The 14,752-nt window shown below is 64.4% G+C and carries 17 protein-coding genes; 5 read left to right on the top strand and 12 right to left on the bottom strand.

Annotated elements, in window-relative coordinates:
• Nucleotides 1-73 precede the first annotated feature (73 nt).
• On the top strand, nucleotides 74-235 hold the full coding sequence (locus ACWGS9_RS10655) for a hypothetical protein (protein ID WP_454505213.1): 162 nt from the start codon (nucleotides 74-76) through the stop codon (nucleotides 233-235).
• 8 nt (nucleotides 236-243) lie between these two features.
• Here the strand turns inward: ACWGS9_RS10655 and ACWGS9_RS10650 are convergent, their stop codons facing one another.
• From ACWGS9_RS10650 to flhA, 6 genes are all read right to left on the bottom strand, one after another.
• On the bottom strand, nucleotides 244-765 hold the full coding sequence (locus ACWGS9_RS10650; RefSeq protein WP_454505212.1) for a hypothetical protein: 522 nt from the start codon (nucleotides 763-765) through the stop codon (nucleotides 244-246).
• Between the two features lie 55 nt (nucleotides 766-820).
• On the bottom strand, nucleotides 821-1,237 hold the full coding sequence (locus tag ACWGS9_RS10645; RefSeq protein ID WP_454505211.1) for a hypothetical protein: 417 nt from the start codon (nucleotides 1,235-1,237) through the stop codon (nucleotides 821-823).
• An 8-nt stretch (nucleotides 1,238-1,245) separates the two neighbouring features.
• Nucleotides 1,246-1,809, bottom strand: a complete 564-nt coding sequence (locus tag ACWGS9_RS10640; RefSeq protein ID WP_454505210.1) for a rod-binding protein — start codon at nucleotides 1,807-1,809, stop codon at nucleotides 1,246-1,248.
• Between the two features lie 70 nt (nucleotides 1,810-1,879).
• Nucleotides 1,880-2,266 carry a hypothetical protein gene (locus ACWGS9_RS10635; protein ID WP_454505209.1) on the bottom strand — a complete coding sequence of 129 codons (387 nt, stop codon included), beginning with the start codon at nucleotides 2,264-2,266 and terminating at the stop codon, nucleotides 1,880-1,882.
• A 5-nt stretch (nucleotides 2,267-2,271) separates the two neighbouring features.
• Complete coding sequence (gene fliR, locus ACWGS9_RS10630; RefSeq protein ID WP_454505208.1) at nucleotides 2,272-3,024, bottom strand: flagellar biosynthetic protein FliR; 753 nt, start codon at nucleotides 3,022-3,024, stop codon at nucleotides 2,272-2,274.
• Nucleotides 3,021-5,108 (bottom strand): flagellar biosynthesis protein FlhA, encoded by a 2,088-nt coding sequence (flhA, locus tag ACWGS9_RS10625; protein ID WP_454505207.1) that lies wholly within the window; start codon nucleotides 5,106-5,108, stop codon nucleotides 3,021-3,023. Before flhA ends, fliR begins: the two co-directional genes overlap by 4 nt.
• Before the next feature lie 230 nt (nucleotides 5,109-5,338).
• Between flhA and ACWGS9_RS10620 the strand changes: the two genes are divergently transcribed.
• The 4 genes from ACWGS9_RS10620 to ACWGS9_RS10605 all read left to right on the top strand — a co-directional run bounded on the left by ACWGS9_RS10620 (nucleotide 5,339) and on the right by ACWGS9_RS10605 (nucleotide 9,405).
• A complete protein-coding gene (locus ACWGS9_RS10620; protein WP_454505206.1) occupies nucleotides 5,339-5,638 on the top strand; it encodes a putative quinol monooxygenase in 300 nt (99 codons plus the stop codon).
• Between the two features lie 180 nt (nucleotides 5,639-5,818).
• Nucleotides 5,819-7,600 (top strand): chloride channel protein, encoded by a 1,782-nt coding sequence (locus ACWGS9_RS10615; protein ID WP_454505205.1) that lies wholly within the window; start codon nucleotides 5,819-5,821, stop codon nucleotides 7,598-7,600.
• 48 nt (nucleotides 7,601-7,648) lie between these two features.
• Complete coding sequence (locus ACWGS9_RS10610; protein WP_454505204.1) at nucleotides 7,649-9,034, top strand: NAD(P)/FAD-dependent oxidoreductase; 1,386 nt, start codon at nucleotides 7,649-7,651, stop codon at nucleotides 9,032-9,034.
• Nucleotides 9,035-9,036: 2 nt separating this feature from the next.
• The gene (locus tag ACWGS9_RS10605; protein WP_454505203.1) at nucleotides 9,037-9,405 is read left to right on the top strand and encodes a cupin domain-containing protein; all 369 of its coding nucleotides are present in this window, start codon (nucleotides 9,037-9,039) and stop codon (nucleotides 9,403-9,405) included.
• Nucleotides 9,406-9,448: 43 nt separating this feature from the next.
• On the opposite strand, the gene ACWGS9_RS10600 is transcribed toward ACWGS9_RS10605, so the two are convergent.
• The 6 genes from ACWGS9_RS10600 to flaF all read right to left on the bottom strand — a co-directional run bounded on the left by ACWGS9_RS10600 (nucleotide 9,449) and on the right by flaF (nucleotide 14,749).
• Nucleotides 9,449-11,092 carry an MFS transporter gene (locus tag ACWGS9_RS10600; protein ID WP_454505202.1) on the bottom strand — a complete coding sequence of 548 codons (1,644 nt, stop codon included), beginning with the start codon at nucleotides 11,090-11,092 and terminating at the stop codon, nucleotides 9,449-9,451.
• Nucleotides 11,093-11,238: 146 nt separating this feature from the next.
• Nucleotides 11,239-13,104 carry an asparagine synthase (glutamine-hydrolyzing) gene (gene asnB, locus ACWGS9_RS10595; RefSeq protein WP_454505201.1) on the bottom strand — a complete coding sequence of 622 codons (1,866 nt, stop codon included), beginning with the start codon at nucleotides 13,102-13,104 and terminating at the stop codon, nucleotides 11,239-11,241.
• A 163-nt stretch (nucleotides 13,105-13,267) separates the two neighbouring features.
• Nucleotides 13,268-13,534, bottom strand: coding sequence for a flagellar biosynthesis protein FliQ (fliQ, locus tag ACWGS9_RS10590; protein ID WP_040989996.1), 267 nt, complete (start codon nucleotides 13,532-13,534; stop codon nucleotides 13,268-13,270).
• 24 nt (nucleotides 13,535-13,558) lie between these two features.
• Nucleotides 13,559-13,966: a flagellar hook assembly protein FlgD gene (gene flgD / locus ACWGS9_RS10585; RefSeq protein ID WP_454505200.1), complete on the bottom strand. Its 408-nt coding sequence runs from the start codon at nucleotides 13,964-13,966 to the stop codon at nucleotides 13,559-13,561.
• Nucleotide 13,967: 1 nt separating this feature from the next.
• Entirely contained in the window at nucleotides 13,968-14,405 is a 438-nt protein-coding gene (flbT, locus tag ACWGS9_RS10580; RefSeq protein ID WP_454505199.1) for a flagellar biosynthesis repressor FlbT, read from the bottom strand.
• The gene (gene flaF / locus ACWGS9_RS10575; protein ID WP_320236620.1) at nucleotides 14,402-14,749 is read right to left on the bottom strand and encodes a flagellar biosynthesis regulator FlaF; all 348 of its coding nucleotides are present in this window, start codon (nucleotides 14,747-14,749) and stop codon (nucleotides 14,402-14,404) included. The genes flbT and flaF overlap by 4 nt, the downstream gene beginning before the upstream one ends.
• Nucleotides 14,750-14,752: the final 3 nt, after the last annotated feature.

Genomic DNA, 14,752 nt, shown 5'->3' with positions numbered 1-14,752 from the left:
TGAATGAATCGCCGACCTACTCCAAAGCGCGTCGCGCTGAAATTTCAGGCAACGCGCTTAAGGCTTCGCTTTGATGCATGTCGTTGTCCCAGAACCGCGTACACTTCTGGGCGACAAGCATGAGTTCTTTGTTTTTTGCGCAATTTGGACGGAAGGCTACGGCGAACGCGCCGAGCCTGACCGCTGCGCGCTTTTTTCTGAAATTGCTTTAGTGGTTGTCGCCGCGCACCCTTGAGTGGGCAATCAATGTGCCTGGAAAGGCTTGGTCATCGCCGCCGCGGTTTCGCCGGCACCCTTGCGGCGGCGAAGCGCGTTGTCGCGGATATCGTCCTTGGAGAGGAAGTTGACCTGGTCGATCAGCACCTCGTGCACCAGTTCGACGCCGACCCGGGCGTTGATGGTGTCGCGGATCGACTTGCGGAAAGCGTCGAGATCGATCGATTCCTTCTTGGTGAAATCGATCTGCGGGTTGGAATAGAGATAGGAATAGACCTGGTCGGTCATCAGCGCCTGCGCCGGGATCGACAGCTTCTTGATCTGTTCCGGCTCAACCGTATAGACGAGCTTGGTGAGGAAATAGCCGTCGATCGCGCCGTTGCGCAGCAACGGTACCGAGATCATGTCGGTCTTGACATAGTCGAGGCCGCCCAGCATCGGCTTCGGCGGTTCGCCCACGCCGCGCTGGCCGGCCGCCTGGAAGGAATAGAAAACCGCGCCAAGCGTCACGGCGCAAATCCACAGCGCGGCGACGATGAACTTGATCATGTTCTATTTGTTTCGAGCATGATCTCGCCCGAAAACCGGCTTCCACTTTTCGGGATCATGCTCGGGCCATTCCGAATTCGCCCACCGAATAGGTGCCGTCGGCATCGGCTCGCTGGATGGCGTTCCGCAGAAGCGTGGCGACCTCGTTGACGGCATTGAGATGGGCGAGGATCGCCGCCTCGTTCTTCGCCAGTTTCTGGCGCAACCGCAGCAGGCCTTCGCGATGCTGCTCGAGGAATTCGATCTCGTTGGCGCCCTTGAGCGCCCGGTTCAGCTCGTAGAGATACCGGCTCTTGCGCGCGTTCGAGGCCTTGAGGTCATAAGCCGTCCCGCTGCGGATACCGGCGGTCTCCTCGTCCACGACTTCCTCGATGCGGCCGATGATGGCGGCGAGGTTGCCGGGTCGTGCGGCGGGCGCTTCCATTGCGTTGGTCCGCGCGGGAAGGTTGGAAAGGTCCGTTTGGTCGGCCATGTAGGTCCCTAGATCTTGATGTCCGTGGTTGTTTCGTCGCCGGTCATCGACCGTGCGGCCTTGCGCTCGAACTCCTCGAGCATCGAGGTCGAAAGCCTGGTCTGCTGGTCGATCTCGGTTTTCTGCGGCCCGCCGGCAACGGGGCCGACCGGCACCTTGTGCTTGCCGTCGAGATAGTGGTCGGCCAGCATCGATTTGGCGATGCCGATGCCGCCATGCGCTGCCATGACATCGGCCACCTTTTCGGCGAGCTGCGATTTCCACATGTCGCCGGCCAGGCCCTTGCCGTAAACGCCTTCGGTGTCCTTGGGCATCATGTTCTGGATGAAGGTCGTCAGCACCATCGCTTCGAAGCGCTGGAACTTCTTCGCCGGATTGGCGGCTTCCGCCTTGTCGGCCGTAGCGCGCGAGAGCACGGAGCCGGCATCGACCGTGGCGGATGGATCGACCGAGAAAGCGCCAGGCGCACCACCGACGCGCCTAAGGAGCGCCGCGCGCGCGGCCTCGACATCGGCCGGCTCCGCTGCGCGGGCAACGTCCATGACGATGTCGCTGGGTGGAGAAATTGCCAAGAAAGTCCGCCCTTTGCCGGTTTTGTTATCCGCACAATGACTGAACAAGCTTGTGGCAGGCTTGCGCGGATCAGCCTTCGTCCACTCGCTTCTGCGTGATCAGATCGAGCCGCTCGCGGTCGGAGCGCTCGCGCTCGTCGCGGCGGCGCACATCCTTGTAGGCGCGCTCGACCATGTTGGTGCGCGCCGTCGCGGTGGCGATCAGTGCAGCTTCCTGGCGGGCATTCTCGAGGTTCTGTTTCTGCCGGCCGAGCGCGTCGGTGATGCGCCGGTGGTAGAGCGCGGGAAACAGGCCGGCCAGCGAGTTGTCGGTATCGAAACGCTCTATCAGTTCCCTGGCCTCCGCTTCCGCCTTGAGGGCGGCGGCGAGGAAGCCGGCATGGCGAGTTTCGTGCAGCGCTTTCAACTGCTCCTGCACCTTGACCAGTTTCTTCAGGCGGTCCTTTCGCGTGGTCATGGCGCCTATCTCGCCAGCGTGAGGTCGACGAAGCCGTCGACGAACAGCGACAGCAAGGTGCCGACGGCGAAATAGAAGATGATCATCCCGCCGGCGATGACGAACGGCAGCGAGATGAAATAGACCGGGATCTGCGGCGTCAGCTTGTTGACGAAGCCGATGGTCAGGTTGACCAGGATGGCATAGGCGACAAACGGGCTGCCCAGGCGGATGACCAGGAAGAAGGCGTCCGACACCGTGTCGGTGACGTCGACGAGGGCTGCCTGCGGATTGAAGAACACGTTGACCGGGGCGACCGTGTAGGAGGCGACCAACGCCTTGATGATCTCGTGGTCGAAGTCGAAGACGAAAAGCAGAAGCAGCGCCGAGAAGGAGATGATGGCGGCAAGCGCTGCCTGCGGCTCAGGCTCCTCGATCGCAGGTCCGCCCGAGCCGCCATAGCCGATCAGCATGGCGATGGCCGAGCCCATGAAACGCAGCGCTTCCATGTAGAGCCTGGTCATGGCGCCGATCAGGCCGCCGACAAGGATCTCGGAGACGATCATCGGCGCCAGGATCTGCGGGCGCGGATCGACGAACGGGTAGATGCGGTCCCACAGGAAGGCGAGCAGGCCGCCGGTCGCGGCCAGCGAGACGAACAGCCTGATCTGCAACGGCACGCGGGCGCTGGACAGGCCCGGCATCAGCATGAAGCAGGCGCCGATGCGGCAGAAGGCGAGGAAGGCGGCGATGACGACGCCTTGCGAGAGCGCGTTCACGAGATCGTCCCGAGCACCTTGATCTCGACGCCCTTGGCGATCTCGACATGGCTGAGCACCGGCAGCGTGGTGAACAGCCGCTCGATGATCATGCGCACATAGGGGCGCGCGTCGGGCGCGGTGACGAGCACGAAGCGCTCGCCGGCCTCGAGATGCTTGCGGATCGCCTTGGTGGCGTCCTGGCCGAATTCCTCGAGCTGACGCGGGTCGATGTCGAATTCGCGCACCTCGCCCTTGGCATCGCGCTTGAGGCTCTGGTGGAAAGCGAGGTCCCAGCGGTTGCCGAGGCGCAGCACCTTGAGCATGCCGCTTTCGGAGAGGTCGCCGCAGATCTGCTGTGCCATGCGGATGCGCACATGCTCGACGATCTGCTCGGTGCGGCGCACATGCGGCGCGATCTCGGCGATCGCCTCGATGATCAGATGCAGGTTGCGGATCGAGACGCGCTCGGCGAGCAGCAGCTTCAGCACGGCCTGCAGGCCGGGGTAGGAGATGTGCGAGGTGCAGATCTCGTCGGCAAGCTTGCGGTATTCCGGGTCGAGCCGCTCCAGCAGCGCCTTCATGTCCTTGTAGGACAGAAGCTGCGGCAGGTTGTTGCGGATGACCTCGGAAAGATGCGTGAGCAGCACCGACATGTTGTCGGCGAAGGTGAAGTTCTCGCGCTTCAGATCCTCGGCGAAGGTTTCGAGCACGGAATAGGCGCGCATGCCGAAGGCCGGCTCGCGGATTTCCTCGCCGGGGATTTCCGGCACGCCGCGCGTGCCGAGCAGCACCATGATCTCGCCGACGCGCATCTGGTGTTCGGCGACCACCGTGCCGTGCACCTTGATCTGGTAGCTCTTCGGCGGGATGGCGAAGTCGTCGGCGACGCGTATTTCCGGCACCACGAAGCCATATTGCTGGGCGAATTTCTTGCGCATCTTCGACATGCGAAAAACCAGTTCCTGGTGCGCCACCATCAGCCTGGTCGAAAGCTGCTTGCCGATCAGAAGCTCGATCTCGGCGGTGACGAGCGAGGCCTTGACCGAGTTCTTCTCCTCCTCGACCTTGTTGGCCTTCTCCTGCGTCTTCAAGGCTTCGGCGGCGGCAAGCGCGCGGTTCTGGCGCAGCGGGATGATGTAGCCCAGGCCGGCCATGCCGCCGGCAAGCGCGAAGAACGGGAACAGCGGCAGGCCGGGCATCAGGCCGAGGATGACCAGCAGCGAGGCCGCGACGTAGAGCGCGCGCGGATGCGCGCCGAGCTGGCCGAACACCGCCTGGTTGGTCGAGCCGCGCGTGCCGCCCTTGGAAACGAGCATGCCGGCGGCGAGCGAAACGATGAGCGCCGGGATCTGGGTGACGAGGCCGTCGCCGACCGAGAGCTTGATGAAGACGTCGGCCGCCTGGCCGAGGCCCATGCCGTGGCGCAGATAGCCGATGGCGATGCCGCCGACGATGTTGATGGCGGTGATGATCAGGCCGGCGATCGCATCACCGCGGACGAATTTCGAGGCACCGTCCATCGAGCCGAAGAAGGAGGATTCTTCCTCCAGCTCGCGGCGGCGCAGCTGTGCCGTCTTCTCGTCGATCATGCCGGCGGAGAGGTCGGCGTCGATCGACATCTGCTTGCCGGGGATGGCGTCGAGGGTGAAACGCGCGCCGACTTCGGCGATACGGGTGGCGCCCTTGGTGATGACGATGAAGTTCACCACGATGAGGATCATGAAGACGATGAGGCCGATGACGAAGTCGCTCGACATCACCAGCTTCGAGAAGCCCGAGATGACATAGCCGGCGGCATGCGTGCCCTCATTGCCGTGCGACAGGATCATGCGGGTGGTGGCGATATTGAGCGACAGCCGCAGCATGGTGGCGATGAGCAGCACGGTCGGGAAGGACGAGAAGTCGAGCGGCCGCTGGATCCAAAGCGCCACCATCAGGATCAGCACCGAAAGCGCGATCGAGAAAGCGAGCCCGATATCGATGAGGAAGGCGGGGATCGGCAGAAACAGCACCGCCAGGATGAAGACGATGCCGAGCGCGAAGAAGACGTCGCGGCCGTTCTTGACCACCAGGCCCGACGGGAGAGTTTCGCTGATCGCCATATCGTCCTCAAATCAAGAGCCGCCACGCGCAGGGCAGCCCCCCGACCGTAACCGGCCAAGCTTGCGCGAAGGTGGGAGAGTGGCTACGGGACCTCATCCGGCCCTTTAAAAAGCGCGTCGGGGCGAAATGAATTCGGGCGACGCGCTTCACGTTTTTGTTTCGATGCATGTCGTTGTCCCAAAACCGCTACGCAGTTTTGAGCGACATGCATTAGCGAAAGGAAAGTCGCATGCTCCTGATCATCGGCACGGTTCGGCTGCCAGCCGACAGATTCGAGCAGGCAAAGCCGGCGATGCAACGGATGATCTCGGCAAGCCGCGCCGAGCCGGGCTGCCTCGGCTATTCCTACGCGCAGGATGTGCTGGATGCCGGGCTCATCCACGTTTCGGAGGCCTGGAGCGAGCGCGCCGCGCTCGAAGCGCATTTCAAGTCGGCGCATATCGCTGAATGGCGCGCGAGCTGGGTGGAGCTCGGCATCGGCGATCGCAAGCTTACCCTTTACGAAACGGACGGCGGCGCGCCGACCTGACCATCCCTGTAGCTGACTAAGTCTATCTCCTTGGTCGCGACGGCACGCCTTCCGTAACGCTATTTCGCACAACGCCAAAATGGCGCCACTAGCGGGTCGGCATTGCCATTGCCACGCAGAGCCGCCGCGCGTATCAGGCGCTGCAGTTGTTTATCTTTCGCATATCGGCGAGCCGCTCCGTTGCCTGCCAGAAACGACCCACAAGTCTACGCCCGCCGGCTTCGCGCGGTGCTGATCAACTCGATCCCCGTGCTCGAGGCGCGCGGCATCGTGATCGTGCTGATGGCCGGCATGGTCGGCGTGATCGCGGGTGCACTGGTCACCGGCATGAGCGCGCTGGTGCAAGGCATGCACTACCTGCTGTTCGACGTGCAGCCGGGCGGCAGGCTTTCGGCGATGTTCTCGCTTGCCGATCCGGTGCAGGCGATGTTCCCGGCGATAGGCGGCCTGCTGCTCGGCCTTTCCGTGATCTGGCTGCGAAAGCGCAAGTTCCGCACCCCCGTCGACCCGATCGAGGCCAATGCGCTCTATGGCGGGCGCATGTCGCTCACCGACACCTTCATCATCGTGGCGCAGACGATGATTTCCAGCGGTTTCGGCGCCTCGGTCGGATTGGAAGCCGGCTATACGCAGATCGGCTCCGGCTTCGCCTCGCGGCTGGCGCGCGCGTTCCGGCTGCGCCGCAACGATGTTCGCATGCTGGTCGGGTGCGGTGCCGCCGGCGCGATCTCGGCCGCCTTCGACGCGCCGCTGACCGGCGCCTTCTACGGTTTCGAACTGGTCATCGGCATCTACTCCGTCGCCAATGTGGCTCCGGTGATGGCGGCGGCGATCGCCGCCTCGCTGACGGCGGAAGTGTTCGGCGGCGTGCCGTTCCCGCTGGAGCTCTCGGGTCTGCCGACATTGACCGCCAGCGAGTATGTGCCGTTCCTGCTGCTGGGACTGCTCGGCGGGGCGGCCTCGATCGCGATCATGCATCTGGTGAGCATCGTCGAGCGCCTTTTCGTGCGGCTGTCGATCGACGCGTCGGTCAGGCCCTTCATCGGCGGCATCTTCGTCGGCCTGTTGGGGCTGGTCACGCCGCAAGTGCTCTCCAGCGGCCATGGCGCGCTGCACCGCGAGTTCGCCATGAATTACGCGCTTCCGGTGGTGGCGAGCGTCTTCGTGATGAAGCTGGCCGCCTCCGCCATCTCGCTCGGCTCCGGCTTCCGCGGCGGCCTGTTCTTCGCCTCGCTGTTCCTGGGGGCCTTGCTCGGCAAAGTCTTTGCCGGCGTCATGGCGTTGACCGCGCCGTCGGTTGGCATCGACCCGGCGGTCGCCGCCGTCGTCGGCATGACATCGCTTGCGGTTGGCGTCGTCGGCGGTCCGCTGACCATGACGTTCCTGGCGCTGGAGTCCACCCGCGACCTGACGCTCACCGGCGTGGTGCTGGCGGCCTCGATCATGTCGGCGATCCTGGTGCGCGAGACCTTCGGCTACTCCTTCTCGACCTGGCGCTTCCATCTGCGCGGCGAGACGATCCGCAGTGCCCACGACGTTGGCTGGATGCGAAGCCTCACCGTCGGCTCGATGATGCGCAAGGATGTCCGCACCATTCCCGCCTCCATCACGCTCGCCGAATTCCGCAAGGAGATCCCGCTCGGCTCCGGGCAGCGCGTCATCGCTGTCGAGCAGGCAGACCAGTATGTCGGCATGCTGCTGGTGCCAGAATTGCACAGCGATCTTTCCGATGGCGCCACGCCGGTAAGCGCGCTCGCGCAGTTCAAGGATGCGGTGCTGGTGCCGTCGATGAACGTCCAGACCGCCGCCGAGACGTTCCAGCGCACGGGGGCCGAAGAGCTGGCGGTGGTCGAGGACTTCGACGAGCGCATCGTTCTCGGCCTGCTCACCGAAAGCCATCTGATGCGCCGCTACGCCGAAGAGCTCGACAAGGCGCGGCGCGACCTGTCGGGCGAGGGCTGACCGATCGACAATCCAGCCAATAAGGCGATCAATCCCGGAAACCATCCCATGCAAGTCAGGCGCAACGGCGACATCTCGTTCTGGTATGCAGATCTGGGTGCGATCCCCGCGCCGCGTCCGCCTTTGCCGGGCGACATCGAGGCGGATGTCGCAATCGTCGGCGCCGGCTATACCGGGCTGTGGACCGCCTATTATCTGAAGAAGGCGAAGCCATCGCTGCGCATCGTGCTCGTCGAGCGGGAGTTCGCCGGCTTCGGTGCTTCGGGGCGCAATGGCGGCTGGCTGTCGGGCGGCTTCGGGTGGTCGCGCGAGAAGTATCTGAAGACTTCGACACGGCAAGGCGTCACCGCCATGCAGAAGGCGATGGCCGGCTGCGTCGACGAGGTGATCTGGGTGGCAACCGAGGAAGGCATCGATGCTGACATCCGCCGCGCCGACAATCTGACGGTCGCCACCAATCCGGCGCAGCTGGAGCGTGTGCGCGAAGAGTGCGGGACGATCCGCTCCTGGGATGCCGACCCCGAGCGCATCGAACTTCTCGACGCCGACGCGACACGCGCGCGTATCAACATCAAAAATGTCATGGGCGGCTTCGTCATCCACGGCCAGGCGCGGGTGCAGCCGGCCAAGTTGGTGCGCGGGCTGGCGGCGGCGGTCGAAAGACTTGGTGTTTCGATCTACGAGAAGACGACGGTGACGGCGATCGCAAAGGGCGTTGTGAGCACGGATCGGGGCACGGTGCGGGCCGAAACCATCATCCGCGCCACGGAAGGGTTCACCGCCGGCATTCCGGGAGAGGAGCGGACCTGGCTGGCACTCAACAGCGCGCAGATCGTCACCGAGCCGCTGTCGGAAGAACTCTGGCGCAAAATCGGCTGGGAGGGGCATGAGCTGCTCGGCAATGCCGCGCATGCCTATTGCTACGCCCAGCGCACGCGTGAGGGGCGCATCACCATGGGCGGGCGGGGCGTGCCTTACCGCTATGGCTCGCGCACGGACGTCAACGGCCAGACGCAGCAGGCGACGATCGACCAGTTGCACACGATCCTGACGACGCTCCTGCCGCAGACGGCCGGGTGCCGCATCGATCATGCCTGGTGCGGCGTGCTCGGCGTGCCGCGCGACTGGTGCACGACGGTCGGCCTCGACCCCAGAACGCGCATCGGCTGGGCCGGCGGCTATGTCGGGCTCGGCGTGTCGAGCTCCAACCTGTCGGGGCGCACACTGACCGATCTCGTGCTCGGCCAGGACAGCGAGCTGACGCGGCTGCCGTGGGTCAACCGCAAGGTGCGGCCGTGGGAGCCGGAGCCGTTGCGCTGGATGGGCGTGCACTCGATGTACCAGCTCTACCGCATCGCCGACCAACGCGAGGCCGCAGGGCTCAATCACACTTCGAAACTTGCAGCTTTGGCCGACGGCCTCACGGGCCATTGATCATGGAGACCAGCTTGATCGACCTTTCGACTTTCCACGACCTTGCCAAGGCCGACATCGGCGCCTTTTCACCGAAGCCGACCTCGATCGAAGGGGATCAGGTCGAAGCCGTGCGTTCCTTCTTCCAGTCGCCGGACGGGACCATCGACATCGGCATCTGGGAATGCACGCCCGGCCGCTTCACCGCCGACCGCACGAACTCGTCCGAGATCTGCCACATCATTTCCGGCCGCGTCGAGGTGAGCCGCGCCGATGGCGAGATGCGTGAGCTAGGCCCGGGCGACCTCCTCGTCCTGCCGCAAGGATGGAAGGGCGAGTGGCGCATCCATGAGACCACCCGCAAGCTCTACATGATCCAGAGCTCCGACTGATCGTTGCTCCCCTGGTGCATGTCGTCTGCCAGGCGGCATGCGATCAGTGCTCGATCGGGCCTTTGGGTGAGACAAGCGCCGTGCCCGCGGTGGTCGGGCGCTCGATCATGCGGCGCACACGCGGCGGATTCTCGCCGCTGTGCAGCGCGCGGATGCGTTCGCCGATCACGGCGTCGGCATGGGTGGCGCGCCGGTTGTGGCGGATGTACTCGACCCAGGTCGGCGTGTGGTAGTGCTCGATCCAGATGCCGGGATTTTCAAGGTCGCGGGCTAAAGTCCAGTTGCGTGCGCCGTCGCGGCGACGGATACGGCCGCGCTCGGCCATGGTCGCCAGGAATTCCGGCACGTCGTCCTCGCGGATGATGTACTCGATCATGATGGCGATCGGGCCGCTGCGTGGCCTGAGGTTGAGCGCCAGCATCGGTTCCTTGAACCGGTTGAGCGGGTCGAGGTTGAGCGTCGTCTGCTGCGGCAATGGCAGAACAAAGCCGATGGCGCCGCCGGCCAGCATCGCGACCGCGGCCGCGATCAACGCGGTTTCCGCGCCATGCGCATCGGCGACGACGCCCCAGATCCAGCTGCCCAGCGCGATGCCGCCGAAGGTCGCGGTCTGGTAGATCGACAGCACGCGTCCGACCACCCAGCGCGGCGTCGACATCTGCACCGTGACGTTGAAGTGCGAGAGCGCGATCACCCAGCAGGCGCCGCCGATGAGCAGGCCCGCCGATGTCTGCCAGGCATTGTGGCTGACGGCGGCGTTGAAGGCGCAGAGCGCGAAGCCGCAAAAGGCCATGCGCACCATCACCTCGCTGGACAGCAGCTGCCGCAGCCTAACGCTGATCAACGCGCCGCCGACCGCGCCGATGCCGAAAGCGCCGAGCATGATGCCGTAGGTCAGCGCATCGCCCTTGACGACGTCGCGCGCCACCAGCGGCAACAGTGCCAGCACCGCGCCGGCGCTGAAGCCGAAGGCCGAACCGCGGACCAGCACCTTGGCGATGTTGGGCGACATTGCGACATAGCGCAGGCCGGCGCCCATCGCGGCACCCAGCGACTCGCGCGGCAGGGTTTGCTCGGGCAGCGTCGGCTTCCAGCGGGCGAGCACGACGATCAGGCCGATATAGCTGACGGCGTTGGCGGCGAAGGCCGCGGCCGCACCGGCGGCAGCGACGATGACGCCGCCGATGGCCGGGCCGACGCTGCGGGTGATGTTGAAACCAAGCGAGTTGAGCGCGACCGCAGCCGGCACCTTGGCGCGCGGCACCATGTCGCCGACCGATGCCTGCCATGCCGGGCTGTTCAGCGCCGTGCCGCTGTCGATCAGGAAGGTGAAGGCAAGCAGCGTCCAGGGTGTCATCCAGCCGAGCCAGGTGAACAAGGTCAGCAGCGCCGAGACGACCAGCATGAAGGTCTGCGCCACCAGCATCACCTTGCGGCGGTTGAAGCTGTCGGCGATGGCGCCGGCAACGAGCGCGAACAACATGATCGGCAAGGTGGTCGAGGCCTGGACCAGCGCCACCTGATAGGACGAGGTGGCGATCGTGGTCATCATCCAGGCGGCGCCGACGCCTTGGATCAGACCGCCGAAATTCGACACAAGGCTGGCCGACCAGACGGCGCGGAAGATGCCGTGCCGGAACGGCGCCAGCGCCGAGACGCGTTCGCTTTCCGGCTCGTCGTCGATCATGGTTGCGCCCTTCCGCTATAATGCGCGTCGCGCCCGGAAGGCCGGCGACTCGCCAAAGAGTGCGACCCAACAATAGGACGGCAAAGGCGAAAATGCGTCGGCGAAGCTTTAGACCAAGCATCTGGCCGGTCTGGACCAACTTTTGGCTATTTCCCGCTTTTCGTTTCGGCGTGCAGGGCCTCGCTCAGGCTGCCTGTCGTCTCGCCGCCCATGTAGAGCCTGAGCAGCATTTCCATGCCGACGAGGCGCAGGCGCGACGTTTCCTGGCTCCTTGCCATGTCGATAAGGTCGTCCAACTCGGAAGAAGACCATTTCATCGCGTCGCGCAGCAGACCGCCGCGCAGCAGGCCCTGCGTGCCGGCTGAAAAAGCGTCTGCGATCTCGAAACCGTTTTTCGCCGCGCGGATATTTTCATGCGGGAGGTGGCGTTCGGCGACCTTTTTCAGCAGCCACTTGCCGGTCCGGTCGCGGTATTTCTGCCTGCGCGGCAAATGAATGGCGAAGTCGATGAGCCTGTTCTCGAGGAACGGCACCCTGAGCTCGACCGACGCTGCCATGCTCAACCGGTCGTGCCGATGCAGCAGGTCCTGCAGGTGCGAGTAGAGGTCGTACAAACAGGCTGCAAGGAACGCGCGGTCGCCAGGCGGCGTGACGCCCTCCAGCCTGTCGAACAGCTTTGTCTGCAGGAAGTTCAGCTCCGGCGACAGGGCTCTGAGCGCCATGGCTCGGTCCGAAGGCGAGCCACGACCGATCGAGTTGCGGAACGGGGTACGCCGTAACTCCGCGAATTTGCGGTCGCGCCTGGCCTTCGAGCGGAACAGGCGCTGCAGCCAGGATTGGCGCCAGAGCCGCATCGTCGATGCCTGCCATTTATAGCCGCCAAACAGCTCGTCGGAACCCTCGCCGGTGAGCAGCACCTTGACGCCGTCGGCGCGGCACTGGTCGGCAAGCGCCAGCAGCGCGGCATGGCTGGCGTGCCAGCCGTCGGTTTCAAGATGCCAGACCGCACGCGGCCAAAGCTCGAGAAACCGGTCCCTGTCGAAAGGCACCCGTCGCAGGCTGACGCCGACATGGCGACCGGTCCGCTCGGCGTCCTGCGCCTCGCTGCGGCCGAGCTTCGGGTCGACGACATAGCCGTGCAGCTCAGGCCTGAAGCGTGTGGCAAGCGCGGTGATCAGGCCGGAATCGACGCCACCGCTGCAGGCTGTGGCAAGGCTGGTATCGGCGATGCAATGCAGCTCGACGCTTTCCTCAAGCAGCGTCTGAAGCATTGTCATATGTCCGGCGTCGGAGGTGTTGTCGCCGGCGATGCGCGCGGTCTCCAGGACGTCGAGGATATGCCAGAAGCGGCGCTTCTCGATGCCATCCCCGGTGATTTTCCACAGGCCGGCCGGCGGCAGCCGCTCGATGCCGTCGAAGACGCTGTAGCTCGAATCGCGGCTTTGCCAGGCCAGCCGCAATGTCAGCTCGCGCGTGTCGATCCGGCGCGCAAAGTCTTGGCAGGCAAGGATCGCCTTGTCCTCGGACGCGAACAGCAAGCGGTCGCCGGTTTCGGCGACCGACATCGGTTTGATGCCCAGCCGGTCCCTGGCAAGCCACAAGGCGCCGTCGCGGGCATCGAAATAGGCGAAGGAGAACATGCCGTCGAACAACGGCACCGCCTTCTGCGGACCCCAGTGGTGAAGGGCCTGCAGCACCACCTCGGTGTCGGACACCGTGCGGAACGTCAGGCCTTCCGCCTCCAGTGTCTTGCGCAGCGCGCGAAAATTGTAGACCTCGCCGTTGTAGCACAGCACGCCGTCGCCGGACGCGGTCAGCATCGGCTCGCGCGCGGCGGGCGATGGATCGATGATGGTCAGCCGGCGGTGGCCGAGCGCCAGGCGGGCGTTGTTCCAGTTGCCGTGATCGTCGGGACCGCGATGCGCCAATGCCAGCATCATGCGCACGATATCGGAGAGATCGCCGCTGCCGATCGGATCGCGCTTTCGCCAGACGCCGGCTATTCCGCACATGGCCTGCCGGCTGTTCTTGCTTGATGCATCGCTTCCAGAAAAATCGCCTGAGACAACGACGCCGGCCGATGCCGGCGCGCTTACAATCTAGCTGCAACAAACGCCGCCGCAAGCGATCTTCCGGCTCGCGTGGATGCCGCTCGACGTCCGCCGCGGTTTCGCGTCAGAAACCGTGTTCGATGCGCTCGAAGATGACGTTGGTGAAGGCCGAGATCTGGCTGCCGATGAACGGGCCGGTCAGCGCCACCACAAGCATGATGGCGACGATCTTCGGCACGAAGGTCAGGGTGATTTCCTGAATCTGGGTCAGCGCCTGGATGAGCGCGATGCCGATGCCGACGACCATCGCCACCAGCACCACGGGGGCGGAAGCGGTAAGAACCGTCCACACCGCGTACTGGACGATATCGAGGGCGTCGGCCTCGTTCATGCGGGCACTCCGTTGATCGACAGCCTAGCTGGCCGGCTTGATCGACACACCTGCGCCAACGGGGACCTGTGTGCCATCCTGCAGCACCGCGATCAGGCCGCTGCTGGAGAGCGTCACCGAAGCCACCGTTCCGGTGGTCTTGCCGTCGGCCGAGGTGATTGAGCGGCCGATCAGCGCGTCGGCCTGTGACAATGCCGAGGACTGCATGATCTGATCGAGCTTGGTGTTGGTCTGCACTGACTGCTCGACCTGGGAGAAGGTGGCGAGCTGCGCGACATACTGGGTCGAATCCATCGGCTTGGTCGGGTCCTGGTTCTTCATCTCGGCGATCAAGAGCTTCAGGAACGACTGGTAGTCTACCGCTGTCTTCGAGGTCTGCTGGCTGGCCTTGTTGGCGCCAACCGGGATCGTCGTCGTCATGTCGACGGCCATCTTATGCTCCTACAGCCAATGCGCGGGGCGTTTCGGGAATGTCGTCATTGTCCTCGAGCGCCCTGCGCTCGAGCGGATAGAGCGCGCGGATAGCCTTCAGCGCCTCATAGATATCGTCCTCGCCGACCATGCGGTCGATCTGCTTCAGGCCCTTGCAGATGTCCTGGTTCTCGAAGCTGGCAATCAGCATCGGCAGCGAGCGGCGGAACATGTCGCGCGCCTCGGCGGCGCCCGCCGGGTTGATCAGCATGATCTGGACGATGAAATAAAGCTGCCTGAGCGGCGTCGAGGCCTGGTCGGCCTGGATGACATGGCTTTCGAGCAGGAACTGCACGTCATTCATCAGCTCGATGGTGACCTTGCGGTCGACGCGGATCACCGCCCCGTTGATATAGATCTTCTCGTTGGGCTTCAGCGAAATCTTCAGCGTGTTGGTCATTGGATGCCGTCGCGTATGATCTGGGAGACCTCGATCAATCCTTCGAAATTGTTGGTGCGGCCCTGGCGGATGTCTTCCGTTTCGCGCAGCAGCCACAGGCCGATGGAGATCAGGTTGGCGCGCAGCTCCTTGGGCAGGGCGTTGTCGCTGGAGCCGAGATCCTCGACGAAGGTGGTCCAGACGCGGTTGGTGAAGTGCAGCGCCTCGACCGCTTCCATCGAATCGGTGCCAATGGCGGCTGCCGCGGCCAGCATGTCGATCGATCGGGTGAGCAACTGCCGCTCCCGGTCCTTGGCATCGGCGACGGAGTCGGTCTGGATGTCGGCGTATGAGAATTGATACATCGT

It is taken from the genome of Mesorhizobium sp. Arg314 (assembly GCF_053714275.1).
This window is presented reverse-complemented; position numbering and strand designations above follow the sequence as displayed.

What these genes read in the sequence shown, in the direction of transcription:
- ACWGS9_RS10655 (WP_454505213.1), top strand. Translation starts at nt 74, where the DNA reads ATGCATGTCGTTGTCCCAGAACCGCGTACACTTCTGGGCGACAAGCAT.
- ACWGS9_RS10650 (WP_454505212.1), bottom strand. Translation starts at nt 765, where the DNA reads ATGATCAAGTTCATCGTCGCCGCGCTGTGGATTTGCGCCGTGACGCTT.
- ACWGS9_RS10645 (WP_454505211.1), bottom strand. Translation starts at nt 1,237, where the DNA reads ATGGCCGACCAAACGGACCTTTCCAACCTTCCCGCGCGGACCAACGCA.
- ACWGS9_RS10635 (WP_454505209.1), bottom strand. Translation starts at nt 2,266, where the DNA reads ATGACCACGCGAAAGGACCGCCTGAAGAAACTGGTCAAGGTGCAGGAG.
- flhA (WP_454505207.1), bottom strand. Translation starts at nt 5,108, where the DNA reads ATGGCGATCAGCGAAACTCTCCCGTCGGGCCTGGTGGTCAAGAACGGC.
- ACWGS9_RS10620 (WP_454505206.1), top strand. Translation starts at nt 5,339, where the DNA reads ATGCTCCTGATCATCGGCACGGTTCGGCTGCCAGCCGACAGATTCGAG.
- ACWGS9_RS10610 (WP_454505204.1), top strand. Translation starts at nt 7,649, where the DNA reads ATGCAAGTCAGGCGCAACGGCGACATCTCGTTCTGGTATGCAGATCTG.
- ACWGS9_RS10605 (WP_454505203.1), top strand. Translation starts at nt 9,037, where the DNA reads ATGGAGACCAGCTTGATCGACCTTTCGACTTTCCACGACCTTGCCAAG.
- ACWGS9_RS10600 (WP_454505202.1), bottom strand. Translation starts at nt 11,092, where the DNA reads ATGATCGACGACGAGCCGGAAAGCGAACGCGTCTCGGCGCTGGCGCCG.
- asnB (WP_454505201.1), bottom strand. Translation starts at nt 13,104, where the DNA reads ATGTGCGGAATAGCCGGCGTCTGGCGAAAGCGCGATCCGATCGGCAGC.
- fliQ (WP_040989996.1), bottom strand. Translation starts at nt 13,534, where the DNA reads ATGAACGAGGCCGACGCCCTCGATATCGTCCAGTACGCGGTGTGGACG.
- flgD (WP_454505200.1), bottom strand. Translation starts at nt 13,966, where the DNA reads ATGGCCGTCGACATGACGACGACGATCCCGGTTGGCGCCAACAAGGCC.
- flbT (WP_454505199.1), bottom strand. Translation starts at nt 14,405, where the DNA reads ATGACCAACACGCTGAAGATTTCGCTGAAGCCCAACGAGAAGATCTAT.
- flaF (WP_320236620.1), bottom strand. Translation starts at nt 14,749, where the DNA reads ATGTATCAATTCTCATACGCCGACATCCAGACCGACTCCGTCGCCGAT.